Source organism: Streptomyces sp. NPDC001927 (assembly GCF_053594455.1).
Window position 1 is genome coordinate 24,791 of record NZ_JBSFEN010000015.1, and the last position, 21,718, is coordinate 46,508.

The following is a 21,718-nucleotide window of genomic DNA, read 5'->3' on the forward strand; positions in this document are numbered from 1 at the left end:
GTTCGACCCTACGTCAACCTCGGGACGGAAGGCTGCCCGGGAGAGTGACCTGGATTCGGCAGCCACGTGACGATTCGGCCACGCCGATCTCGCCGCCGTGCAGATCCACGGCCCAGCGGGCGATCGCGAGCCCCAGACCGGTACCGCCGTCGCTGCCCGGACCGGCCTTGCCCGGCACCTGTCCCCGGTTGAACCGCTCGAAGACCGTGTGCCGCAGCGCCTCCGGGATGCCGGGGCCCTCGTCCTCGACCTCCAGGGCCAGCGAGTCCGGCCAGTCCCCGCGCCGCGCCCGTACGGTCACCCGGCCGTGCGGCGGCGAGTGCTTCACCGCGTTGTCGATCAGGTTCGCCATCACCTGGTGCAGCCGCTCCGCGTCCGCGTGGGCGGTCAGCTCGGGCGGCGAGACGTCGAGGTGCAGATGGACGTCCGTACGGTTGTGCAGGCCGGACGTGGAGGACAGGCCGCGCTGGGACGCGGCCAGATTGGCCTCCCGGAGCACACCCGACAGATACGGCCAGACCTCGAAGCGGCGTGCCTTGAGCGTGACGACACCGTTGTCAAGACGTGACAGGTCCAGCAGGGTCTCCACCAGCCGGCCGAGCCGCTCCGTCTGCTTCAGCGCCGTACGCATCGTCTCCGGGTCGGCCTCGGAGACCCCGTCGACGACGTTCTCCAGGACCGCGCGGAGCGCGGCGATGGGGGTGCGCAGCTCGTGCGAGACGTTGGCGACCAGCTCCTTGCGGTGCCGGTCCACGGACTCCAGGTCGTCCGCCATGCGGTTGATCGTCGAGGCCAGGTCGCCCAGCTCGTCGCGGCGGTCCGCGCCCCGCACCCGTCGGCTGAAGTCCCCGCGCGAGATCGATCCGGCCACCGTGTTCATCTCGTCGAGCGGCGCCGTCAGGGACTGCGCCACGAATTGGGTGATCAAGAGCGTCGCGATCATCGCGAAGATCGTGATGTACCGGAACTCCGTGGAGGTCCGTATCGCCACCAGCGCGAGCCCCGAGGTCAGCAGGACCGCCCCGACGACCAGCGTGCCCAGCTTGGTCTTGATCGAGATCACGATCCGGCGCCTCCTCGGGCGCTCGGGGCGCCGCCCCCGGCGGTTCATGACGCCGGCGTCTCCAACGCGTACCCGACGCCGTGGACGGTACGGATCCGCTCGGCCCCGATCTTCCGGCGCAGCGCCTTGATGTGGCTGTCCACCGTCCGCGTACCGGAGGCGTCCGCCCAGTCCCAGACCTCCGCGAGCAGCTGCTCGCGGGAGAGGACCGCTCGCGGCGTGTTCGCCAGGCAGACCAGCAGGTCGAACTCGGTCGGCGTCAGGTGCACGTCGTCGTTGCGGACCCGGACCCGGCGCTGCGCGTGGTCGATCTCCAGCTCGCCGAGGCGCAGGATCCCGCTCCGCGGGGTGACGGCCGCGAGCGCGGCCCGCTCCACCCGGCGCAGCAGGACGTGCACGCGCGCGGCCAGCTCACGCATGGAGAACGGCTTGGTCATGTAGTCGTCGGCGCCGACGCCGAGCCCGACCAGCATGTCCGTCTCGTCGTCCCGCGCGGTCAGCATCAGGACCGGCACCGGGCGCTGCGCCTGGACGCGGCGGCAGACCTCCAGGCCGTCGAAACCGGGCAGCATCACGTCGAGGACCATCAGGTCGGGCTGCCAGGCCTCGGCCGCGTCGACCGCCGCGGGTCCGTCCGTCGCCGTCTGGACGAGGAATCCTTCCGCCCGCAGGCGCGCGGAGATCGCATCCACGATCGTCGTGTCGTCCTCGACGACCAGCACTCGCCGCTGGGCGCCCGGAGTGGCCGCCGCACCGTGGTGAGTGGTGTGTGTCTGCTCCATCGCCCCGCCTCGCATCGCTGGTATCGGCCAGCAGCCTAGAGGCACTGACAGCGTCCCGGCTATCCAGGCCGTACGGCGAGGTGCACCACGTCAGGGACGCCCCGGGCAACGGGGATCTCTTCCGTCCGTACCCCGTTGAATCCGGCATTCCGCAAGGACGCTTCGAAATCGGCGGAGGGCCGGGCCGACCAGACGGCGAGGATTCCGCCCGGATTCAGGCGCCTCGCGCAGGCCGCCAACCCCTCGGCGGAGTACAGGTCTTGGTTGTCCTCGGTGACGGTCCAGTCGGGTCCGTTGTCGATGTCCAGGCAGAGCGCGTCGTACGTGTCGGGGGAGTCGTGGACGTACGCCACGAGGTCCGTGTGCAGGATCACGTTCCGCGGATCGGCGAGCGCCGGGCCCGAGATCGCGGCGAGGGGGCCTGCGCGGTGCCAGTCGATGATCGCCTGCTCGCGCTCGACCACCGCGATCCGGCCCCAGCGGGGGTCCGCGGCGGCGTGGGCGAGGGAGAAGCCGACGCCGAGACCGCCGATGAGCACCGAGGGGAGGGGGCCGCCGGGCGGCGGGTCGAGCGCGAGGTAGGCCGCGTCGATCAGCCGTCGCTCCGAACGTCCGTCGGAGGTGTCCATCAGGAACGTGCCGTTGGCGATGATCTCCAAATGCTCGCCGCGCCGCCGCAGTACGACTTCTCCGTACGGTCCTTCATGGCGGTCGAGGGTGACGGGTCTTGACATGTGCGCGCACTCCCGGTCTGGGCAGACGACTGTCCCGGCCATCCTCGCGGGGCGGGGAGGGCCGGGACAAATGGGAATGGGCGGAAAACGGTCCGGGGCCGGGCCCCCCACGGGCCGGCCCCGGACCGGGTGCGGGGTCGATCAGGTACCCCGCGGTTCAGGGGATCGGATCCAATATTTTGGATCTTGGATCCGATCTGCGAGATTCGGTGGCGGGGTCCGTGCTCAGATGGTCAGGCCGTGGCCGTGCGGGAAGACCGGATCCACCGTGTCGTTCGGGACGTCCGGGCGGGCCGCCTCCACCGCCGCCATCGAGCGGGGCAGTTCGAAGGGGAGTCGCCCCTCCGCCTTCGCCCGGCCGAAGGCCACGTCGAGGAGGGCCTCGTCGCTCGCGCCGAAGTCGGCGATCAGGGCCGCCGCCCGCTCGGCGATCTCCGGCAGGACGGCGGGACGCTCCAGGTTGACGCAGACGACCGTGGGGACGGTCCCGAGCAGCGCGAGGATCCGGCTCAGCTCGGGCTCCGCGAAGGCGAGCGAGCCGGAGTGGAAGAAGGCCTCGAAGAGGTTCGGCCGCTCCTCGTACGGGGTGCGCAGCCGCAGCACGGCGAGGTCCGCCTCGGCCGGGTCGGTGACGACGTCGCCGTAGCCCGCCGCGACGGCCGCGTCTACGTTCTCGACGTACAGCTTCGGGCGTCCGGCCAGCGGCAGCGGGCCGGACGTGAGGACGGTCAGCGAGCGGCGCTGGGCCGCCGCGCCCGCCGCCTTGAAGTCGGCGCGGCCGACCGTCTCGGCGGCCTCCTCCGGGTCCACGTACCGGCGCTCGTCGAAGAGCCCGAGCACGAACTTCTCGCGCAGCAGCCGCCGTACGGAGACGTCGACACGCTCCTCGGAGATCCGGCCGGACTCGACCAGCTCCACGATCACCTCGGGGCACTGCTCGCCGCCGAACTGGTCCGATCCCGCGTCCAGCGCCTTCGCCGTCCGCTCCGCGACGCTCAGGTGCTCCACGCCCCAGGCCCGTGCCGCGTGCGGCTCGCCGAAGATCACCGAGTCGGTGAGCAGCCCCCAGTCGGTGCAGACGATCCCCTGGAAGCCCAGTTCCTCCCGCAGCAGCCCGGTGACCACGCCCTTGTTGAAGCCGAAGCCGACCTCCTCCCAGTCGGTGCCGATCGGCTGGCCGTAGTACGGCATCATCTGCGAGCAGCCCGCGGCGATCGCGGCCTTGAAGGGCTCCAGGTGGTGCTCCCGCATCCCGCCCGGGTAGATCTGCTCCTTGCCGTGCGGGAAGTGCGGGTCCTCGCCGTCCTTCTGCGGGCCGCCGCCGGGGAAGTGCTTGACCATGGCCGCGACCGAGTCCGGACCGAGCTCCTCGCCCTGGAGGCCGCGGACGTACGCCTGGACGAGTTCGCCGGTCAGCTTGGCGTCCGAGCCGAAGGTGCCGGTCTGGCGGGCCCAGCGCGGCTCGGTGGCGAGGTCGATCTGCGGGTGGAGGGCGGTGCGGAAGCCGACGGAGAGGTACTCGCGGCGGACGGTGTCGGCGAAGTGGAAGACCAGTTCGGGGTCGGCTATCGCGGCGAGCCCGAGCGCCTCGGGCCAGGCGGAGAACGCGCCGGCGTTGAAGGAGGCGCCGATGTTGTCGGTGAAGGCGTGGCGCGGGTCGGTGGAGAGCGAGACCGGGATGCCGAGCCGGGTGTTCGCGGCCATCTCCTGGACCGCGTTGTGCCAGAGGGCCATCTCGCGGGCGCCGTAGGTGCCGAGCAGGTTGAAGTGGGTGAGGTGGCGGTCCTCGAGCAGCTCCGGCGTGGTGAACGGCAGCATCGAGCCGTCGGTCTCGGTGACCGGGGTGCCGTCCGCGTTCATCATCAGCATGGAGTGGAAGAGCTGGCCGGCCTTCTCCTCCAGGGTCATCCGGGCGAGCAGGTCCTCGACGCGCTCGTCGACGGGTCGGGTGGCGTCCTGGTACGGGTGCATGGCGGGTCTCCTGGGGTGACGTGACCGGGGTGCGGGGCCGGGCGGCGGCTGGACCGGGCTGCGTGGATCGGGCTGCTCGACCGGGCTACTTGACCGAGCGGATGAACTGGACGGCGAGGGCGCCGAGGACGCAGGCCACGCCGCCGAAGAGGAACAGCGCGCCGTAGTTGCCGCCGCCCCCGATCGCCAGCAGGGCGGGCGCCATGATCGGGACGAGCGACTGGGGCAGGGCGTTGCCGATGTTCAGGACGCCCATGTCCTTGGCGGACTCCTCGGGGTTCGGGAGGACGGCCGCGGCGAGGGCCACGTCGACGGAGAGGTAGAGCCCCTCGCCGAAGCCGAAGACCACGAGGGCCAGGACGAACATCCCGAACGAGTGCGCGCCGGCGATGAGCGCCAGGCCGACGCCGATGACCAGGGAGGAGGCCAGGACGTACGGCTTGCGGCGGCCGGAGTGGTCGGAGAGGAAGCCGCCGAGCAGCGAGCCGGCGATGACGGCGACCACCATCGCGAGCGTGCCCGTGAAGAGCTTCCCGGAGACCTCGTCCTGGCTGTATCCGAGTCGGTCCATCAGGAAGTAGACCTGGTAGCTGGTGACGCAGGAGATGCCGACGAAGACGAGGAAGCGGCCGACGAAGTTCCAGGCGAAGTCGGGATGTTCGCGCGGCGAGACCCAGAAGCTGCGGAGGAACTCGCGGAAGCTGTACGGGGCGAAGGTGCCCGCCTTCGCGGGGCGGTCGGTCATCACGGTCGCGAGGTGGAGCACGGACGCGAGGCCGATGACCGCCGGGACGAGGAAGGCGAGCGCCATCGAGGTGTCGAAGGCGTTCGCGAGGAAGGTCCCGAGCACCATCGCGATCGAGGTCATCATGCCGACCACGCCCGAGACGCGGGCCTGCTGGCGGCGCGGTACGAGGTCGGGGATGCAGGAGACCAGGGCGGCCATGGCGGCGTTGCAGCCGAGCTGCGCGACGGCCCAGCCGAGCATCAGGGCCGGAATGCTTCCGCCCGTGGCGACGATCGCGAGGCCGGCCAGGCCGACGGCCATGCCACCGACGAGCCAGGGCCTGCGGCGGCCGAAGCGGCCGGTCGTACGGTCCGACAGGGCACCGAACACCGGGTTGCCGATCAGGGCGAGCACCGCGCCGAGGGCGAGCACCTTGCCGAGGGCGGCGCCGCGGTCGGCCTCCGGGACGATCTGCGCGACCCGCAGGGCGAGGGTGACCATCACCGGGGTCAGCACGGAGATCATCAGGCCGAGTTGGGCGAAGGCGAGACCGAAGATCAGCCGGCCGGGGGCTTTGGGGGCGTCGGCCGCGTCAGCCGCATCGGGTGCGGTGGTCCGTGCCGGTTCGTGGGTGAGCGCCATGAGGACTCCGTCGTTCGGGCCGACCGCGTCGTCGGCCTTGGCGCCCTCAGGCTAAGCGTGAAAACCGAGTGGGTACTAGGTTTTGGTTCTGTGTCCTGGATCACAGGACGAAAGCCCCATCCCGGTCACCACCTAAGCTGGGCCCCATGCCGGAGAACAAGGGCCCAACGACCCGCAAAAGCGCAGGCAGGGGCAGCTATGCGGTGGGGGACGAGCGCCGCCGGAAGATCCTCGACACCGCCGTCGAACACTTCGGGCGGTGGGGCTTCCACGCCTCCTCCCTCGCCCGGATCGCCAACGACTGCGGCATCACCCAGGGCGGGCTGCTGCACCACTTCCGCGGCAAGGAGGACCTCCTGCTCTCGGTCCTCGCGCAGAGCGAGCAGCACGACGTCGAGCGCCTCTTCGCCGACGAGCCGCAGTCGTACGCCGCGTATCTGGAGACCGTCGTCGCCCTCGTCGAGGACAACACCCGGCGCCCCGGCATCGTGCGGATGTTCAACGTCCTGGCCGGGGAGTCCGGCAACGTCGGCCACCCCGCGCACGACTACTTCAAGGAGCGGTACGCGCGCGTGCTCGGCCACACCGTCGACCTGATGGAGGCGGCCGTGCGACGCGGGGAGCTGCGCGAGGGCATCGACTGCCGAGCCGCCGGGCAGGAGCAGCTCGCCGTGATGGACGGCCTCCAGCTCCAATGGGCCCTCGACCCGGGGGCGATGGACATGCCCGCGCGGGTACGGGCGTTCCTGGACCGCCAGTTCAGGGGCCTGTCGGTGACGGGCGAGGGGCTGCCGGCCGCCTGACCTCAGGGGCCGGTCGGCGGGCCGCCGTCGGGGAGGGCCTCGAAGACGCGCTGGAGGGCGGGCGGGCGCTCGCCCTCACCGGCGACCACGACGCGGTACCGGTGCGTGAACACGTACTGGAACCCGTCCGCCACCGGCTCTCCCGCCGGGCGGTTGGGCACCTTCGCGTACGCCGGGTCCTCCAACGCCGCGCGCAGTTCGGCCACTTCGGCGGCGGTCATGCGGCCGGTGCGCGGGGGCTCGGTGCCGGACCGGGTGGAGTAGCTGCCGTCGTAGTGGACGATCAGCTGGTTGCGGACCCCGGCCAGGCCGCCGTTGACGTTCACCTCGACGAGGACCTCGCGGGGGCCGGGCTCGTGGTCGTTCTTGACCGTGCCGTCCGACCCGGTGGGCACCGGGGGCGCGGGGACGGTCGTGGGGGTGGCGGCCGGCGAGCCCTGCTGTGTCACGGTGGGTGCCGACGGGGTGTCCTGCTCGCCGCAGCCGGACACGGCCAGCCACGGGACCAGTACCGCCGAAGCGACCCACACCGTTCTCGCGCGCACCTTCGTCACCATGGTCCCGAGCATGCCCTCACCCGATCCGGTTGACCAGGGCCGCGTGCAGGGCGTCCAGGCGGGGGCCGTGCGGCCCGCCGCGTACCGCCAGGTCGACGGCGTCGACGCATGCCCGGCACCGTTCGAGATGGGCCTCGGCGTGGCCGAGGAGCTCGCGGGAGAGCTCCCCGCGGGCGTACGCGTCGACCCAGTGCGCCGGGAGGTGCCGGGTGGGGGCGGGAGGCACGGACGTCACGGGAGGCTCGGGCGTCGTGGCAGTGGTGGCTGTCGTGGGGGGAGAGAGCTCGGCCATGCGAGGGCTGCTTTCGCTGCTGGGGTTGTCAGTGGGGGAGTGGGGGTCACGGGCGGGGGCGGGGGACCCGGTCGCGGTCATGGGCACCTCCTCCGCCGGTCGCGCGCGGGACGCCGTCCGCGGCCTCGGCCGCGTCCTGGGCCACGAGCCACTCGCGCAGCCGGGCGCAGCCCCGGGCGGCGCGGGCCTTGACCGTGCCCTCGGGGACGGCGAGGCGCTCGGCGGTCTCGCGGACGCTGTAGTGCTGGAGGTAGCGCAGCTCGATGACCTCGCGCTGCGGGGCGGGGAGCCCGGCGAGCGCGAAGGCTATGGCCGCGTAGCGGGGCGAGGAGGCGAGCAGGCAGTCCTCGGCGGAGGGTGCCGTACCGGCGGAGGCCGGGGTGTGGTCGCGGGCCCGGTCGGCGAGGGCCCGCTGACGTCCGGCGGCGCGTTCGAGATCGACGGCGCGGCAGTGCGCTATTCGCCGCAGCCAGGCGGGGACGCTGCCCTCGTGGAAGCCGGAGGCGCTCTTCCACACCGTCAGGAAGGTCTCCTGGACGGCGTCCTCGACGGTCTGGGCGGGGAAGCCGCGGTTGAGGAGATGGGCGAAGAGAGGGCCCGCGTGCCGGGCGAACAGCCGGGACAGCGCGTCCTTGTCGCCACCGGCGACGGCGTGGACGAGGTGCCCGTCGCACGCGTCGTCCTCGCCGGACGGACCCCCGCCGGACGGAACATCGCTGTACGGACTGCCGCCCGACGGCCCGTCGGCGGCCGCGGACCCGGCCCCGTCTCCGGGCGCGGCTCCGTCTTCGGTGCACTGCCCGCACCCGGGAAAGCTCGTCGTCACGACCTCTGAACGCGGGGGAGGGGTACGGAGGTTGCCATTCCGCCCATCTTTTCGCCGCCCGCCGGGGAGCACCGGCGCACACCGGGGGCGCACACCTCCGTGCCCCCGCGCCCCGTACGCCCGCGCCCCCCGTCCCCCGCGCCCTACGCCTCCCGCACGATCCCCGTCAGCGGGCACTCGTAGCGCCAGTCCAGGCTGTCGTAGAGGGCCAGGCCGTCGCGGGTGGCCGAGAGGATGCCCGTGGTCGCGCCGGTCTGGGCTGCCGCCGCCTCCAGGGTGCGCATCACGTTGGCGCCGAGGCCGCGTCGGCGGTGGTCGGGGTGGGTCTCGATCTGGTCGGCGACCGCCGTCACGCCCGTCGGGGCCATCTGGCCGCGCGCCGCGAGCGTGCCGTCCGGGGCCACGATCCGGACCCGGATCACCCCGTCCCGGGTCTCCGTCGTCCGCGCGTACCCCTCCGGCGCCGGCGGGCGCGCCCCCAGGTCCAGGGTCTTGCTCATCATGTAGCCGGGGTCGTCCGGGATCGTCCACCCCGGGGTGATCCACTCGGCCGACTCCTCGGGACCGGCCATGATCTTCAGCCACGCGCCCGGCACGGTGATCTCCTGGCAGAGCTTCCCCACGGACACCGCGTCCGGCGCCGGCAGGACGTGCCGGAAGACGTGCGTCGGCAGGCCGACGTCGATCCGCCAGCCCCAGGGCTCGACGACGGCGGGCGAAGTGCCCCGCGAGACGGTCCAGCCCGCCACCCAGGCGGAGGTAAGAGTCGCAGTGTCCATGGAGGCATTACAGCGTCGCCGCTCCTCCCCGCACCAGAGTGATCGCTCAGAGCGAACGGCCCCCGGGGAACATCCACGGGCGGCCGTGCATTGAGTCCACATAGCTCAACTTGACTGCCGAAGGGGAGATCATGGCTTCGACGTCCTCACCGCTCACTCTGCCTGTGCTGCCGCTCGACGACGAGGTCGTGCTGCCCGGAATGGTGGTGCCGCTGGACCTGTCCGACACCGACGTACGCGCCGCGGTCGAGGCCGCCCAGGCCGCCGCCCGCTCCGGGAGCGGCAAGCCCAAGGTGCTGCTCGTGCCCCGGGTGGACGGCACGTACGCCGGGACCGGTGTGCTCGGCACCGTCGAGCAGGTCGGCCGGCTGTCCGACGGGGACCCCGGCGCCCTCATCCGGGCTCTGGGCCGCGTGAAGATCGGCGCGGGGACGACCGGTCCCGGCGCCGCCCTCTGGGTCGAGGGCAGCGTCGTCGAGGAGACCGTGCCCGACCCGCTGCCCGGCTCCGTGACCGAACTGGTCAAGGAGTACAAGGCGCTCGCCACCAGCTGGCTGCGCAAGCGCGGCGCCTGGCAGGTCGTGGACCGCGTCCAGCAGATCGACGGCGTCTCCGCGCTCGCCGACAACTCCGGGTACTCGCCCTTCCTCACCGTCGAGCAGAAGGTCGCGCTCCTGGAGACCGCCGACCCGGTCGCCCGACTCAAGCTCGCCACCGCCCAGCTCCGCGAGCACCTCGCCGAGCAGGACGTGGCCGAGTCCATCGCCAAGGACGTCCAGGAGGGCGTCGACAAGCAGCAGCGCGAGTTCCTGCTGCGTCGCCAGCTGGACGCCGTACGCAAGGAGCTGCGCGACCTCAACGGCGAGACGGAGGGCGACGAGTCCGACGACTACCGGACCCGCGTCGAGGCCGCCGACCTGCCCGAGAACGTCCGCGAGGCGGCCCTCAAGGAGGTCGAGAAGCTGGAACGGTCCAGCGACCAGTCCCCCGAGGGCTCCTGGATCCGCACCTGGCTCGACACCGTCCTCGAACTGCCCTGGAACGAACGGACCGAGGACCAGTACGACATCCAGGGCGCCAAGGCCGTCCTCGACGCCGAGCACGCGGGCCTGGAGGACGTGAAGGAGCGGATCACCGAGTACCTGGCGGTGCGCAAGCGGCGCGCCGAGCGGGGTCTCGGCGTGGTCGGCGGCCGGCGCGGCGGCGCGGTCCTGGCCCTGGTCGGCCCGCCCGGTGTCGGCAAGACCTCCCTCGGCGAGTCCGTCGCGCACGCGATGGGGCGGAAGTTCGTCCGGGTCGCCCTCGGCGGCGTACGGGACGAGGCGGAGATCCGCGGCCACCGGCGTACGTACGTCGGCGCGCTGCCGGGCCGGATCGTACGGGCGATCAAGGAGGCCGGGTCGATGAACCCGGTGGTCCTGCTCGACGAGATCGACAAGGTCGGCTCGGACTACCGGGGCGACCCGGCGGCCGCGCTCCTTGAGGTCCTGGACCCGGCGCAGAACCACACCTTCCGCGACCACTACCTGGAGGTCGAACTCGACCTTTCGGACGTCGTGTTCCTGGCGACGGCGAACGTCCTTGAGGCCATCCCGGAGGCGCTGCTCGACCGGATGGAGCTGGTCAGGCTCGACGGGTACACCGAGGACGAGAAGGTCGTCATCGCCCGCGACCACCTGCTGCCGAGGCAGCTGGAGCGGGCGGGCCTGGAACCCGGCGAGGTGGTCCTGGAGGACGCGTCGCTGCGGAAGCTGGCGGGCGAGTACACCCGTGAGGCGGGCGTACGGAACCTGGAGCGGTCCATCGCGCGGCTGCTGCGGAAGGTCGCGGCCCAGCACGAACTGGGCGACCGCGAGCTGCCGTTCGCGGTCGGCGTGGACGATCTGCGTGGTCTCATCGGGCGGCCGCACCACATCCCGGAGTCCGCGCAGGACCCGGCCGAGCGCCGTACGTCCGTACCGGGCGTGGCGACCGGGCTCGCGGTCACGGGCGCGGGCGGTGACGTGCTCTTCGTGGAGGCGTCGCTCGCCGACCCGGAGACGGGCGCGGCGGGGCTGACCCTGACGGGCCAGCTGGGCGACGTGATGAAGGAGTCGGCGCAGATCGCGCTCTCCTTCCTGCGGTCGCACGGCGCGGAGCTGGAGCTGTCCGTGAGCGGTCTGAAGGACCGGGGCGTGCACATCCACTTCCCGGCGGGCGCGGTCCCGAAGGACGGCCCGAGCGCGGGCATCACGATGACGACGGCGCTCGCCTCGCTGCTCTCCGGCCGGCTGGTCCGGACGGACGTGGCGATGACCGGTGAGGTGTCGCTGACCGGGCGCGTGCTGCCGATCGGCGGCCTGAAGCAGAAGCTGCTGGCGGCGCACCGGGCGGGCATCACGACGGTCGTGATCCCGAAGCGCAACGAGGCGGACCTGGACGACGTCCCGGCCGAGATCCTGGAGAAGCTGGAGGTCCACCCGGTGACGGACGTCCGCCAGGTCCTGGAGATCGCGCTGGCCCCGGCGGCGGTGTCGGTGAGCGCGGCGGCGTGAGCCGGTAGGTCATGAGTCCCGATCTGGAGCGGGGCGTCCCTTTCGCGGGGCGCCCCGCTCCACTCGTTCGCGTGCGTTCGGGCAGCCCGGGTTCATGACGGGGTGCCCTCGTCGCCCTTGAAGGCGGCCGGGCGGGCTCGCACCATGCCCGTACGCGAGTGAGAGGGAGGTGCCGTGGTCGCCGACAGGAAGCGCCGACGGACCGGGTCGGACGACGAGCAGGAGCTTCCTCGGCGTGCCGCGCCGGCCGTCAGGGAGGCGGAGGCCCTGAGCCCCGGTGGGCGGCTGACGCCCGAACTGGCGGGCTCCCTCCAGGGGACGCTCGGCAACGCGGTGGTCACCGAACTCGTGGAGCGGGAGCGCCGGCGGAGCGGTTCCGCGGGCTCGTCGGGGTCGGCCGGCTCGGCGGGGTCCACGGGGTCGACCTGCTCGGTCGAGAGCCTCAGTGGCGGGGCACGAGTGGAGAGCGCCCCGTCCAGCCGAAGACCGTCGCCCGGGGGGAGCCCCGGGCCCGCGACGGTGACCAGGAACTTCGCCGGGAACTTCACCGTGGACGGCGGGAACATGTTCGCGGGGAACGTGTTCGACATCGCCAACGACAGCGACCGGTCCGACGACGAGAGCGACAGGAGCGAGGGGCGCTCCCCGGCACCGCGGGCACAGTCGACGACGCTGACCTTCGACGGGGACTTCCGCATCGAGAACGCGAGCATGTTCCTCGGGAACATCTTCCACGCGGGCCACTTCCGGGGCGGCGGCACGGGCGCGGGGCCCGTCGACCCCGAGCACGACAACCTGTACGTCGGCAACACGTTCCGCGTCCGGGGAACGATCGACCTCACCGGCGGCGTCTACCACGGCAACGCGTTCACGGCGCGGAGGATCATCATCAGGGGCAACGCCCTCTTCGTGGGCGGCAACTCCTTCACCGGAGACGTCCAGGTCGAGGACCCCGACCTGGTGGCCCAGGAGATCTACCTGGGCGAGATCACCGCCGCCCACGCCGAGGAGATCAGCCCGCTGTGAACCACCCGCTGTGAAGCACCTGCTGTGAAGCACCCGCTCCGCCGCACACCGTGAACCAAGGAGAACCCGCCATGCCCCCACTGCCTCCCCTCGCCGCCCAGGCGGAGCGTCTCGTAGAGCTCGGGGTGCAGGAATACGCCGGGATATCCGCCGAGGAGGTGCGGGAGTTCGTGCGGGAGGCCGGGGGCGAGCGGGACGACGTGCTGCTCGCCGTGCACCCCGACCGGGCGCCCGCCTCCGTGCTCGCGCCGCTGCTGCGGCGGGAGGACAAGGCCGGGTTCGTCGTGGTCGACATGCCCGACGTCGACGACTTCGCGCCCACCGGGATCGACGTGCCCGACGCGCCGCTCTACCTGGTCGCCGGGATCGACCGCGGCGACCACATGTCCAACTGGAGCCCGGAGGAGGCGCTCCCCGCGCTCACCAAGGAGGAGCGCACCCCGCTGCTGCTCACCGAGGGCATCCACTGGGTGCTCCAGGAGCCGGCGGCGCTGGAGCGCAACCGCTGCTTCATGACCATCGGCTCCCGGCTGCGCAAGGCGAACGGGGCGTTCGACGCCCGTACCCCCGCCATCTGGATCAGCAACGGCACCGGGCGCGACGGCCGCGAGCGGCGCGACGCCCCGAAGGTCGGCTGGTGCTGGTGGGGCAACCGCCACACCTGGCTCGGTTTCGGCTCGACCACGGGGCGCAGCGCCTAGCCGCCGTTACGACGACGCGTTCCGGCGCCGCGTCAGGAGCAGGCTGCCCGCGCCGAACGCCGTCAGGGCGGCCGCGCCTCCGAGGGCGAGGGGGAGCGGGGAGGGGCTGCCCTTGGCGGCGTCGGAGGAGAGCGCCGGGGCGTGCTCGTCGCCGCCGTGGCCCGCGTGGCTCACCGTGGACCGGTCGGCGCCCGCGGCGATCTTCGCCTCGCTCGGGGCGGAGGCCGCCGAAGCCGCCGCCGTACCGCCGAAGGTGACGTCCGAGCAGCTGTAGAACGCCTCCGGGCTGTCGCTGCGCTGCCAGACCTTGTAGACGATGTGGCGGCCCGTGCGGGCGGGCAGGGTGCCGGTGAAGTTGTAGTGGCCGTCCGTCGCGGTGCGCGCCGTGGGGTAGGTCGCCACCGGGGTCGCGTCCAGGTCCGACCACTTCAGCGGCTTCGTCGGGTCGAAGCCCTGCTTGGTGATGTAGACCGTCATCGTGCCCTGGTGTGGCGCGGTCACCCGGACCTTGAAGTCGAAGGACCCCGCGGACACGGCCGTCGACGGCCAGTCCGTCCGGGCCCAGTCGAGCGCCCGGTACTTCTCGCGGTTGGCCGAGCAGAGCTTGCCGTCCGGGATCACCACCTGGTGCTGCCCGTCGGCGTTGGCGATGTTGACCTCGTTCCAGTCGTAGAGCGGCTGGGTGCCGGAGTCGGCGACCAGGTCCTTGCACACCTGCGACCTCGGCGTCTCCGGGCCCTCCGCGTAACAGGCCGCGACCCGGCTCACCGGGTTGAAGACCGCGCCGTGCGCGGCGGCGGTGGACGGGGTCAGCGGGATCAGGGCGGCGGCGGACAGGGTGGCGGCTGCGGCGGCGGTGCGGCGGATCGGCGGCATGCGGGGCTCTCTCTCGTGCGTGGGGGAGGACGGGACGAGCAACGAGCGGCACGCGTACGGGAGTTGGGGAGGGGCCGTACGCGCCCACCCGAGGTTCGCATTGGTCCATACCAATGGGCAAGGGGGTGGGACGAGAAAGCCGGAAGCGGCCTTCCGCACGCGCCGCCGCGCGCCCGGAAGACCGCCGTGTGTTTGAAGGGCCTCGCCCGGCCGTCCTCAGCCGTTGGCCAGTGCCTGCACCCGCGAGAGGTCCCCGTTGAAGCGGTTGTGGTCGCCGACCGTCGGGCCGGTCGAGGTGTACTGCCACATCGTGTAGTACCCCCAGCCCGCCGGGAGTTCGCCCACCGCCGCCGCGTACCGCGCGACCCACAGCGGGTTGGTCGAGCCGAAGCCCGCGTAGTTGCCGGTGCACTGCGTCCACCAGCTCGTCGCGGTGTAGATCACCGCGTCACGGCCCGTCCGCGCCTTGTACCGGTTCAGGAAGTCGCGGATCCACGCGACCATGGCCGACTGCGACTTGCCGTAGCAGGTCGCTCCGTACGGGTTCCACTCGATGTCGAGGGCGCCCGGCAGCGTCCTGCCGTCCTTGGACCAGCCGCCGCCGTTGTTCACGAAGTAGTCGGCCTGGGCCGCGCCCGTCGTCGTGTCCGGGGTCGCGAAGTGGTACGCGCCGCGGATCATGCCCACGTTGTAGGACCCGTTGTACTGCTGCGCGAAGTAGGGGTTCTTGTAGTAGGTGCCCTCCGTCGCCTTGACGTAGGCCCACTTCACCCCGCTGTTCCACAGGGTCGACCAGGCCACGTTCCCCTGGTGGCTGGAGACGTCCACGCCCTCGGTCTGGACGGCGCGCGGCGAGCCCGGCGTGCCGGCCGAGCCGTCGTGCGCGAGGACGCCCATGCCCATGTGGGCGGAGCCGCGTGGGGGAACGGCCTCGGCGTCGGTACCGGCGCCGACGGCGTTGGCGGGGCCGGAGAGGGCGAGGGGCAGGAGCAGGGCCAGGGCCGCGAACGCGGCGCCGGCGAGGGTCTTTCCGGATCTGTGCACGGGCATTGCGTGCCTCCGAAAGGCTCGGTGGGGGAGCGAGTCGGACAGTCCTGGAATGGACATGTCACCAACGACGCTACGCACGTAGACCCGCCCGGCGGAAGAGGGCCCGGGTGCCGCCGTTGGTCTACGCCTACGAAATACTGAGAGAGCTGCGGCGATGGCCGCGGACGAAAGAAACTTTCAGCGACCGGAAAGCGCGCGAGGGGTGCTGACGTGCACGGAAGCGGTACGGGGAGTGAAGCCGAACCGACCGGCGGGGCGACCGGGGGGAGTGGTGTGGACCAGGAATTCCTGGCCCTGGAACGGGAATTGGCGGTCTTTCTGCGCCGAGCCCGCGCCCAGTCCGGCGAGATGGCCCGCGAGGTCCACCCGGAGCTGGAGTCCTCCGCGTACGGACTCTTCGTCCGGCTCGACGACACCGGCCCGCAGCGCGCCACCGAACTCGCCGGCTACTTCGGCGTCGGCAAGGCGACCATGAGCCGCCAGCTGCGCGTCCTGGAGGACCTCGGGCTGGTCGCCCGCGACCCCGACCCGGCCGACGGGCGCGCCTCGCTCGTCCGGCTCACGGAGGAGGGGCGGCGCCGCTTCCGCCGGGTGCGGGACGCACGGCGCGGGCGGTACGTCCGCAAGCTCGCCGACTGGGACCGCGCCGAGGTCGCCGAACTGGCCCGGCTGCTCCACCAGCTGAACGCCCGCGCGGAGAGCTGAGGCGAGCCCGCGGGTGGTGGGCCGACTCACAGCACCGCGTAGACCGCCGTCGCGTCGTCGTGGACCTTCCAGCGGTGCGCGGCGGCGCCCGACTCCTCCAGCGCGCGGACCCGTGTCAGGAGCCCATGCGCGCCCTCCTTCCTGAGGACGGCGAAGCAGTCCGCCCAGTCGCCCTCGCCGAACAGCTCCACCCAGCGCGACGCCCCGTCCGTGAGCGCCGCGAGCGCCCGTACCTCCGCGCGGGGCGTCGTCCCGGTCACCGCCCGCCGTGCCACGTCCGGGTCGGCCGCGGCCGTGAAGAAGCCGCCCTCCCGGTTCCGCAGCCGGTCCGTCGCCGCGAGCGAACGGCGGACCTCGTCCGGGATCCGGTCGAGACGGTCGTCGAGCACCGCCCGCACCGCACCGTCCGGCGCCTCCAGGAGCAGGACGGAGTCCGAGAGGACGAGGTGCTCCACGCGGGCCTCGTCCCAGCGCGCCATCGCGACGGTTGCCTGGGGTGTGCGCACGTGAGAAAGGTCACATGTGGCGCGGTGGGCGTTTGCGGTGCGCCGGATTGCCTCCGCCAGAATCTCGGACAGCGTCATATCGCGTCGCGAAGCGGACAGTTCGGTCAGCGCGCCGCCGAGGCGCGCGGTGAACCAGGGCACGTCGTGCACACAACCGTCATCACCGGCCGGCGGCGTCACCCCGTCGAGCACCACCACCGTCCCGCCCCCGCCGGACGCGGGTAGAGCCGTGGCCGACCAGTCCTCGTTGGGGCGTTCGGGACTGCCGGGAAGGGTGACGACCTCGGTGCGCATGATGCCCAGTCTGCCCCTGTGGCGACCGGAGGCCGCGACGGACCTTCACAGCGTCTCCAAACGGCCGAATCTGGCCTGTACCAAGCCTTCGAGGGGCACCCGAGAGGCGGAAGCGGAGGCTCCGGCGAGCTGCGGGCGGGCATCCTGCCAAAGCCCGCGCGGAAGATCCAACCGGCGCTCCGTGCGGCCCCGCGGAAGTCTCGCGTGGAGTTGTTCGCCAACTCAGGAGTGTTGTTCACTCGTTCGGGTGGCGGAGCGGCCGATGCGCGTCCCCTTCCCAGAAGCGCTGGAATGGTCGGAAGCCGTACCAGGGGTGGGGGCGCTCTACTTACGTGACCGGTCGTCACCTCTGCTTCATGGGCGGACGAGTCGAGAATGCGAGCAGCACCGGTGCAGAAGAAGCGGCCTCGGAGCAAGAACGGCACGCGGAGTCAGGCCCCCGGTGACCCGCTGAGCACGGGCGACGCCACGGGCCCCGGCGCCGTACCCGGAAGCACCACGCCCGGGAGCCCCATGCCCGGAAGCACCACACCCCCCGTCGTCCCCGCGCCCGTCGGACGCTCCAAGCGCGTCCGCAACCGGCTCGTCGCCGGTGTCGCCCTCGTCGGCGTCACCGTGCTCGCCGCCGGCGCGCCCGCGATCCTCACCGCCTCCGGCGAACTGACCGACTCCCAGCGCCTGGTCACCCTCGCCGAGCTGGACCGCCAGGCCGTCACCCTCGCCCACTCCCTCGCCGACGAGCGCGACGAGGTCGTCGCCTACATCGCCGCGGGCCGCGACGAGCAGCAGGGCGACAGCGCCAAGAGGCGGCAGGTCACCAGCACCCGCTCCACCCGCGTCGACCGCCAGATCGACGAGATCCGGCCCGCCGCCTCCGAGGAGCTCCGCCGCGACCTCGCGGGCCTGCCCTCCCTCCGCCGTACCGCGCTCACCGGCAAGGGCACCGCCCTCGAAGCCCACAAGGCGTACTCGGACGTCATCGCCAAGCTCCAGGCCCTCGCCGACGAGCTGGCCGAGAAGACCCCCGCCCGCGCCGCCGACGCCACCCGCGCCCCCGCCGCCCTGGGCCGCGCCGTCGAACAGGCCTCGGCCGCCCGCGGCCTGCTCCTCGCCGCCCTCGCCGTACCCCAGCCCGAGTCCGACGGTGTCGAGTACGACCCCGTCACCGGCACCTACGTGCCCAAGAAGGCGGAGGGCGCCGACGAGGCGGACAGGACCCGCAACGCCCTCACGGCCGCCGCTCAGCAGGCCCGTGTCCGCGAACTGGCCACGCTCGCCGACTTCGACCAGTCCGCCGCCTCCACCGGGCGGAACTCCCTCGCCGCCACGGTCACGGGTCCGGACGTCAAGAAGGCGGAGGGTCTTCTCGCCCGCCTCACCGACCAGCCGGAACTCACCAAGTCCGAGCGCAGGACCGACCCCGAGCAGCTGGAGTCCGCGCTCTCCGCCCGCATCGAGCAGATGCGCGGCGTCGAGTCCGCCCTCTCCGCCACCCGCGTGGACCGTCTCGCCGAACTCCGCGACGACGACGTCACCGCCCTCGAAGTGCGCATCGCCTTCCTCGGCGGCTGTCTGCTCGTCGCCATCGGCATCTCCACGTTCGTCGCCCGCAGCCTCACCCGCCCCCTCGCGGTGGTGCGCATCGGCGCCGCGCGGCTCGCCGCCGCCCCGGAGCCCGAGACCGAGGAGCCGGTCCGCTTCACCGGCCGCAACGACGAGTTCGCCCAGGTCGTACGGTCCCTCAACACCCTCCACGGCAAGCTGGCCGACCTCGGCCGGCGGGCCGCGGCCCTCGACAGCGAGCGCGCCGACCTGACGGGCGCCCGCGAGGCGCTCGGCACCGAGCTGGCCGCCCAGCGCGCCGAACTCCAGGGCCAGACCGCCCTCCTCACCGCCGAGCTCGCCCGGCTCCGGCACACGGTCCAGCACACCTTCGTCAACCTCTCGCTGCGCAGCCTCGGGCTCGTGGAGCGGCAGCTCGGCGTCATCGAGAAGCTGGAGGAGCGCGAGCAGGACCCCGACCGGCTCGCCACCCTCTTCAAGCTCGACCACATGGCGACCGTCATGCGCCGCCACAGCGAGAACCTCCTCGTCCTCGCAGGACACGAGCACGTCCACGGCCACCCCGGGCCCGTCCCGCTGGTGGACGTGCTGCGCGCCGCCGTCAGCGAGATCGAGCGGTACGAGCGGGTCACCCTGCAGTCCCTGCCGCCGCACGCCCAGGTCGCCGGCTTCGCCGCGGACGACCTGTCCCACCTGATCGCCGAACTCCTGGAGAACGCGACCTCGTTCTCGCCGCCCGACGCGCAGGTCCAGCTCTCCGGCTGGCTCCTGGAGAGCGGCGAGGTCATGCTCTCCGTCCAGGACGAGGGCATCGGCATGACCGAGTCCCGGCTCGCCGAGCTCAACGCGCGGCTCGCCGAGGCGGACCCGGCCGACATCGCGGGGGAGGGGCTCGGCATCCGCGTCACCGCGCTCCTTGCCGCCCGCCACGGCGTCCGGGTGCAGCTGCGCGAGCAGAAGCAGGGCGGCATCGCGGCGGTCGTCGTCCTGCCGCAGGCGCTGCTGCCGACGGCCCCGCCGACCGCGGGCCCGCCGGCCGTCCCGGTCATGGGCGGCGGCGCGCCCACCCTGAACCTGCCCGGCTCGGTCGCCGAGGCCAACTCCAACACCCTGCCGTCCCGCACCCGCGACCCGCTCGTGGAAGCGGCGGAGCGCGCCATCGAGGCGGCGGAGGCGGAGGAGTCCCTCGCGCAGGAGACCCCCGTCGAGGAGGCCTCTGCGGAGCCCGAGGCCTCTGCGGAGCCCGAGGCCCCGGCGGAGCACGCGTCCCCCGCGGAGTCGGAACCGGAGCAGGAGCCGGAGCACGAGCAGGAGCCCGAGCGGGAGCCCGAGCCCGAAGCCGCCCAGCCCTCCGTCGCCGAGACCACGCTCCAGGTGCGGCTGCCCGACCCGCCCCCCGAGCCCGACACGCACGAGCGCGCCCCGGAGGAGACCGAGCCGGTGGCCGCCGCTCCGCGCGTCACCGACAAGGGGCTCCCCAAGCGCACGCCGAAGATCGTTCCGCAGGCCGGTACCGCCCCGGCCCCGCGCCCCGGTGGCGTGGACCCGGAGGCACTGCGCCGCCGGCTGGGCGGTTTCCACCGAGGGGCCGAGGAGGGCCGTAGGGACGTAGAGGCCGAGATCGAAGCACGTACCGAGGAGAAGACGGGGGACACAGTCGAGGAGGCACGCGGTTGACCGCGACCGGAACATCTGAGACCGGCACACCTGCGACCGGAACGTTCGGACTGAGCACGGAGGCCCGCAACCTGCACTGGCTGCTGGGCAACCTCGTCGAGGAGGTGCCCGGGGTCCGCTCGGTCGCCGTCGTCTCCTCCGACGGACTGCTGCTGCTCTCGTCCGACCCGGCGGCGCAGGACACCGCGCCCGCACCGGCGGACCGCCCGAGCGGGCCGCGCGGCTCCAGCGCCGACCTCGCCACGATCGTCTCGGGCATCGGCAGCCTCACCGTCGGCGCCGCCCGCCTCATGGACGGCGGCGGGGTCAAGCAGACGATGGTGGCCATGGAGGAGGGCAGCGTCTTCGTCATGTCCATCAGCGACGGCTCGCTGCTCGGCGTGCACGCGGAACCGGACTGCGACATGAGCGTCGTCGCGTACCACATGGCCCTCTTCGTCGGCCGCGCCGGACACGTCCTCACCCCCGAACTCCGCAGCGAGCTGCGCAAATCGATGGAGGGCCCCCAGTGACCGCGACGCACCGACTGCCGGTACGAGGGGACGGGCGCCGCCCCGCGCGCGTCCGCCCGTACTCGCTCACCGGCGGCCGCACCCGGTTCGGCCACATCCTGCTCGTCGAGACCTTCGTCGCGGCCCTCGAAGCCGTGCCCGAGCGGAAGGTCCTGACGGACGGCGGGCCCGCCCGCGGCCTGATGCCCGAGATGCGGGCCATCGTCGAGATCTGCCGCCGGATGCGTACCGTCGCGGAGATCTCGGCGCTCCTGAAGATGCCGTTGGGTGTCGTCCGGGTGCTGCTCAGCGACCTGGCCGACCAGGGAAAGATCCGTGTGTACGGGACCGGTCACGGCACCGGGCAGCCCGACCGCGCGCTCCTCGAAAGGGTGCTGAGTGGACTCCGCCGTCTCTGAAGCCGCTGCCCCGGCCCTCGCCGGAATCCCCGCCCAGCCCGAAGCCCCGTCCGCACCGCGGGACGCGGGCACGGAGGAGGGCGCGCAGGACTGGCAGCTCGACCACACCCGGGCTCCCATAGCCACCAAGGTCGTCGTCGCGGGCGGCTTCGGCGTCGGCAAGACGACCTTCGTGCGCGCCGTCTCGGAGATCACCCCGCTCCAGACCGAGGCCCTGATGACGCAGGCCAGTCAGGACACCGACGACCTCACGGCGACGCCCGACAAGCTGACGACGACCGTCGCGATGGACTTCGGCCGGATCACCCTGGACGAGGACCTCGTCCTGTACGTCTTCGGCACCCCCGGCCAGCAGCGCTTCTGGTTCATGTGGGACGACCTGGTGCGCGGCGCGATCGGCGCGATCGTGCTCGCCGACACCCGCCGGCTGACGGACTGCTTCCCCGCCCTCGACTACTTCGAGAGCTGCGGGCTGCCGTACATCGTCGCCGTCAACCACTTCGAGGGCACCGAGCGGTTCGAGCCCGAGGACGTCCGCGACGCCCTCACCGTGCCCCCGCACGTACCCGTCGTGATCATGGACGCGCGCAAGCGGTACAGCGTCGTCGAGACCCTGCTCGCGATGGTCGGGCACGCGCTCGAAGCCGCCCCCGAATAGTCGGATCGATCCGTCAGCCGCCGTAAGTCGTTAGGAACACCC

General features: G+C 72.6%; 21 protein-coding genes. 9 read left to right on the top strand and 12 right to left on the bottom strand.

Annotation, left to right across the window (positions count from 1 at the left end):
* Positions 1-13 precede the first annotated feature (13 nt).
* The 5 genes from ACWCO8_RS33650 to ACWCO8_RS33670 form a co-directional block, all read right to left on the bottom strand.
* Entirely contained in the window at positions 14-1,111 is a 1,098-nt protein-coding gene (locus ACWCO8_RS33650) for a HAMP domain-containing sensor histidine kinase (RefSeq protein WP_362003950.1), read from the bottom strand.
* The gene (locus ACWCO8_RS33655; RefSeq protein WP_315891128.1) at positions 1,108-1,845 is read right to left on the bottom strand and encodes a response regulator transcription factor; all 738 of its coding nucleotides are present in this window, start codon (positions 1,843-1,845) and stop codon (positions 1,108-1,110) included. Before ACWCO8_RS33655 ends, ACWCO8_RS33650 begins: the two co-directional genes overlap by 4 nt.
* 59 nt (positions 1,846-1,904) lie before the next feature.
* A complete protein-coding gene (locus ACWCO8_RS33660; RefSeq protein WP_451035396.1) occupies positions 1,905-2,579 on the bottom strand; it encodes a spermidine synthase in 675 nt (224 codons plus the stop codon).
* 225 nt (positions 2,580-2,804) lie between these two features.
* Complete coding sequence (locus ACWCO8_RS33665; protein ID WP_451035397.1) at positions 2,805-4,550, bottom strand: glycoside hydrolase family 3 protein; 1,746 nt, start codon at positions 4,548-4,550, stop codon at positions 2,805-2,807.
* Between the two features lie 85 nt (positions 4,551-4,635).
* Positions 4,636-5,919 carry an MFS transporter gene (locus ACWCO8_RS33670; RefSeq protein WP_451035398.1) on the bottom strand — a complete coding sequence of 428 codons (1,284 nt, stop codon included), beginning with the start codon at positions 5,917-5,919 and terminating at the stop codon, positions 4,636-4,638.
* A 146-nt stretch (positions 5,920-6,065) separates the two neighbouring features.
* On the opposite strand from ACWCO8_RS33670, the gene ACWCO8_RS33675 reads away from it, so the two are divergent.
* Positions 6,066-6,722, top strand: a complete 657-nt coding sequence (locus tag ACWCO8_RS33675) for a TetR/AcrR family transcriptional regulator (protein WP_451035399.1) — start codon at positions 6,066-6,068, stop codon at positions 6,720-6,722.
* Positions 6,723-6,724: 2 nt separating this feature from the next.
* Here ACWCO8_RS33675 and ACWCO8_RS33680 read toward each other — a convergent pair whose 3' ends face one another.
* The 4 genes from ACWCO8_RS33680 to ACWCO8_RS33695 all read right to left on the bottom strand — a co-directional run bounded on the left by ACWCO8_RS33680 (position 6,725) and on the right by ACWCO8_RS33695 (position 9,176).
* Complete coding sequence (locus tag ACWCO8_RS33680) at positions 6,725-7,279, bottom strand: hypothetical protein (RefSeq protein WP_451035400.1); 555 nt, start codon at positions 7,277-7,279, stop codon at positions 6,725-6,727.
* Positions 7,280-7,295: 16 nt separating this feature from the next.
* On the bottom strand, positions 7,296-7,505 hold the full coding sequence (locus ACWCO8_RS33685) for a hypothetical protein (RefSeq protein WP_451035401.1): 210 nt from the start codon (positions 7,503-7,505) through the stop codon (positions 7,296-7,298).
* 112 nt (positions 7,506-7,617) lie between these two features.
* Positions 7,618-8,397 (bottom strand): RNA polymerase sigma factor, encoded by a 780-nt coding sequence (locus ACWCO8_RS33690; RefSeq protein ID WP_451035402.1) that lies wholly within the window; start codon positions 8,395-8,397, stop codon positions 7,618-7,620.
* Positions 8,398-8,540: 143 nt separating this feature from the next.
* A complete protein-coding gene (locus tag ACWCO8_RS33695) occupies positions 8,541-9,176 on the bottom strand; it encodes a GNAT family N-acetyltransferase (protein WP_362003932.1) in 636 nt (211 codons plus the stop codon).
* A gap of 131 nt (positions 9,177-9,307) precedes the next feature.
* Here ACWCO8_RS33695 and lon point away from each other — a divergent pair, with 131 nt between their 5' ends.
* The 3 genes from lon (at position 9,308) to ACWCO8_RS33710 (ending at position 13,437) form a co-directional block, all read left to right on the top strand.
* Positions 9,308-11,710 carry an endopeptidase La gene (gene lon, locus ACWCO8_RS33700; RefSeq protein WP_451035403.1) on the top strand — a complete coding sequence of 801 codons (2,403 nt, stop codon included), beginning with the start codon at positions 9,308-9,310 and terminating at the stop codon, positions 11,708-11,710.
* A 174-nt stretch (positions 11,711-11,884) separates the two neighbouring features.
* A complete protein-coding gene (locus ACWCO8_RS33705; protein ID WP_451035404.1) occupies positions 11,885-12,736 on the top strand; it encodes a hypothetical protein in 852 nt (283 codons plus the stop codon).
* A 71-nt stretch (positions 12,737-12,807) separates the two neighbouring features.
* Entirely contained in the window at positions 12,808-13,437 is a 630-nt protein-coding gene (locus tag ACWCO8_RS33710) for a DUF5701 family protein (RefSeq protein WP_451035405.1), read from the top strand.
* A gap of 6 nt (positions 13,438-13,443) precedes the next feature.
* Here ACWCO8_RS33710 and ACWCO8_RS33715 read toward each other — a convergent pair whose 3' ends face one another.
* Together ACWCO8_RS33715 and ACWCO8_RS33720 are read right to left on the bottom strand one after the other, a co-directional pair.
* Complete coding sequence (locus ACWCO8_RS33715; RefSeq protein WP_451035406.1) at positions 13,444-14,313, bottom strand: lytic polysaccharide monooxygenase auxiliary activity family 9 protein; 870 nt, start codon at positions 14,311-14,313, stop codon at positions 13,444-13,446.
* 216 nt (positions 14,314-14,529) lie between these two features.
* Positions 14,530-15,363 (bottom strand): lysozyme, encoded by an 834-nt coding sequence (locus ACWCO8_RS33720; protein WP_451035407.1) that lies wholly within the window; start codon positions 15,361-15,363, stop codon positions 14,530-14,532.
* A gap of 210 nt (positions 15,364-15,573) precedes the next feature.
* Here ACWCO8_RS33720 and ACWCO8_RS33725 point away from each other — a divergent pair, with 210 nt between their 5' ends.
* Complete coding sequence (locus ACWCO8_RS33725; RefSeq protein WP_362003917.1) at positions 15,574-16,068, top strand: MarR family winged helix-turn-helix transcriptional regulator; 495 nt, start codon at positions 15,574-15,576, stop codon at positions 16,066-16,068.
* Positions 16,069-16,094: 26 nt separating this feature from the next.
* Here ACWCO8_RS33725 and ACWCO8_RS33730 read toward each other — a convergent pair whose 3' ends face one another.
* Positions 16,095-16,868, bottom strand: coding sequence for a hypothetical protein (locus ACWCO8_RS33730; RefSeq protein WP_451035408.1), 774 nt, complete (start codon positions 16,866-16,868; stop codon positions 16,095-16,097).
* Between the two features lie 390 nt (positions 16,869-17,258).
* On the opposite strand from ACWCO8_RS33730, the gene ACWCO8_RS33735 reads away from it, so the two are divergent.
* The 4 genes from ACWCO8_RS33735 to ACWCO8_RS33750 are packed head-to-tail and all read left to right on the top strand — an operon-like array spanning position 17,259 to position 21,676.
* Positions 17,259-20,108 (top strand): sensor histidine kinase, encoded by a 2,850-nt coding sequence (locus ACWCO8_RS33735; RefSeq protein WP_451035536.1) that lies wholly within the window; start codon positions 17,259-17,261, stop codon positions 20,106-20,108.
* Entirely contained in the window at positions 20,105-20,620 is a 516-nt protein-coding gene (locus ACWCO8_RS33740; protein WP_362003909.1) for a roadblock/LC7 domain-containing protein, read from the top strand. The genes ACWCO8_RS33735 and ACWCO8_RS33740 overlap by 4 nt, the downstream gene beginning before the upstream one ends.
* Complete coding sequence (locus ACWCO8_RS33745) at positions 20,617-21,018, top strand: DUF742 domain-containing protein (RefSeq protein WP_362003906.1); 402 nt, start codon at positions 20,617-20,619, stop codon at positions 21,016-21,018. The genes ACWCO8_RS33740 and ACWCO8_RS33745 overlap by 4 nt, the downstream gene beginning before the upstream one ends.
* Positions 20,999-21,676 (top strand): GTP-binding protein, encoded by a 678-nt coding sequence (locus tag ACWCO8_RS33750; protein ID WP_362003904.1) that lies wholly within the window; start codon positions 20,999-21,001, stop codon positions 21,674-21,676. Before ACWCO8_RS33745 ends, ACWCO8_RS33750 begins: the two co-directional genes overlap by 20 nt.
* The last annotated feature ends 42 nt before the right edge of the window (positions 21,677-21,718 follow it).

What these genes read in the sequence shown, in the direction of transcription:
- ACWCO8_RS33715 (WP_451035406.1), bottom strand. Translation starts at nt 14,313, where the DNA reads ATGCCGCCGATCCGCCGCACCGCCGCCGCAGCCGCCACCCTGTCCGCC.
- ACWCO8_RS33680 (WP_451035400.1), bottom strand. Translation starts at nt 7,279, where the DNA reads ATGGTGACGAAGGTGCGCGCGAGAACGGTGTGGGTCGCTTCGGCGGTA.
- ACWCO8_RS33650 (WP_362003950.1), bottom strand. Translation starts at nt 1,111, where the DNA reads ATGAACCGCCGGGGGCGGCGCCCCGAGCGCCCGAGGAGGCGCCGGATC.
- ACWCO8_RS33665 (WP_451035397.1), bottom strand. Translation starts at nt 4,550, where the DNA reads ATGCACCCGTACCAGGACGCCACCCGACCCGTCGACGAGCGCGTCGAG.
- ACWCO8_RS33695 (WP_362003932.1), bottom strand. Translation starts at nt 9,176, where the DNA reads ATGGACACTGCGACTCTTACCTCCGCCTGGGTGGCGGGCTGGACCGTC.
- ACWCO8_RS33720 (WP_451035407.1), bottom strand. Translation starts at nt 15,363, where the DNA reads ATGCCCGTGCACAGATCCGGAAAGACCCTCGCCGGCGCCGCGTTCGCG.
- ACWCO8_RS33730 (WP_451035408.1), bottom strand. Translation starts at nt 16,868, where the DNA reads ATGCGCACCGAGGTCGTCACCCTTCCCGGCAGTCCCGAACGCCCCAAC.
- ACWCO8_RS33655 (WP_315891128.1), bottom strand. Translation starts at nt 1,845, where the DNA reads ATGGAGCAGACACACACCACTCACCACGGTGCGGCGGCCACTCCGGGC.
- lon (WP_451035403.1), top strand. Translation starts at nt 9,308, where the DNA reads ATGGCTTCGACGTCCTCACCGCTCACTCTGCCTGTGCTGCCGCTCGAC.
- ACWCO8_RS33710 (WP_451035405.1), top strand. Translation starts at nt 12,808, where the DNA reads ATGCCCCCACTGCCTCCCCTCGCCGCCCAGGCGGAGCGTCTCGTAGAG.
- ACWCO8_RS33675 (WP_451035399.1), top strand. Translation starts at nt 6,066, where the DNA reads ATGCCGGAGAACAAGGGCCCAACGACCCGCAAAAGCGCAGGCAGGGGC.
- ACWCO8_RS33670 (WP_451035398.1), bottom strand. Translation starts at nt 5,919, where the DNA reads ATGGCGCTCACCCACGAACCGGCACGGACCACCGCACCCGATGCGGCT.
- ACWCO8_RS33660 (WP_451035396.1), bottom strand. Translation starts at nt 2,579, where the DNA reads ATGTCAAGACCCGTCACCCTCGACCGCCATGAAGGACCGTACGGAGAA.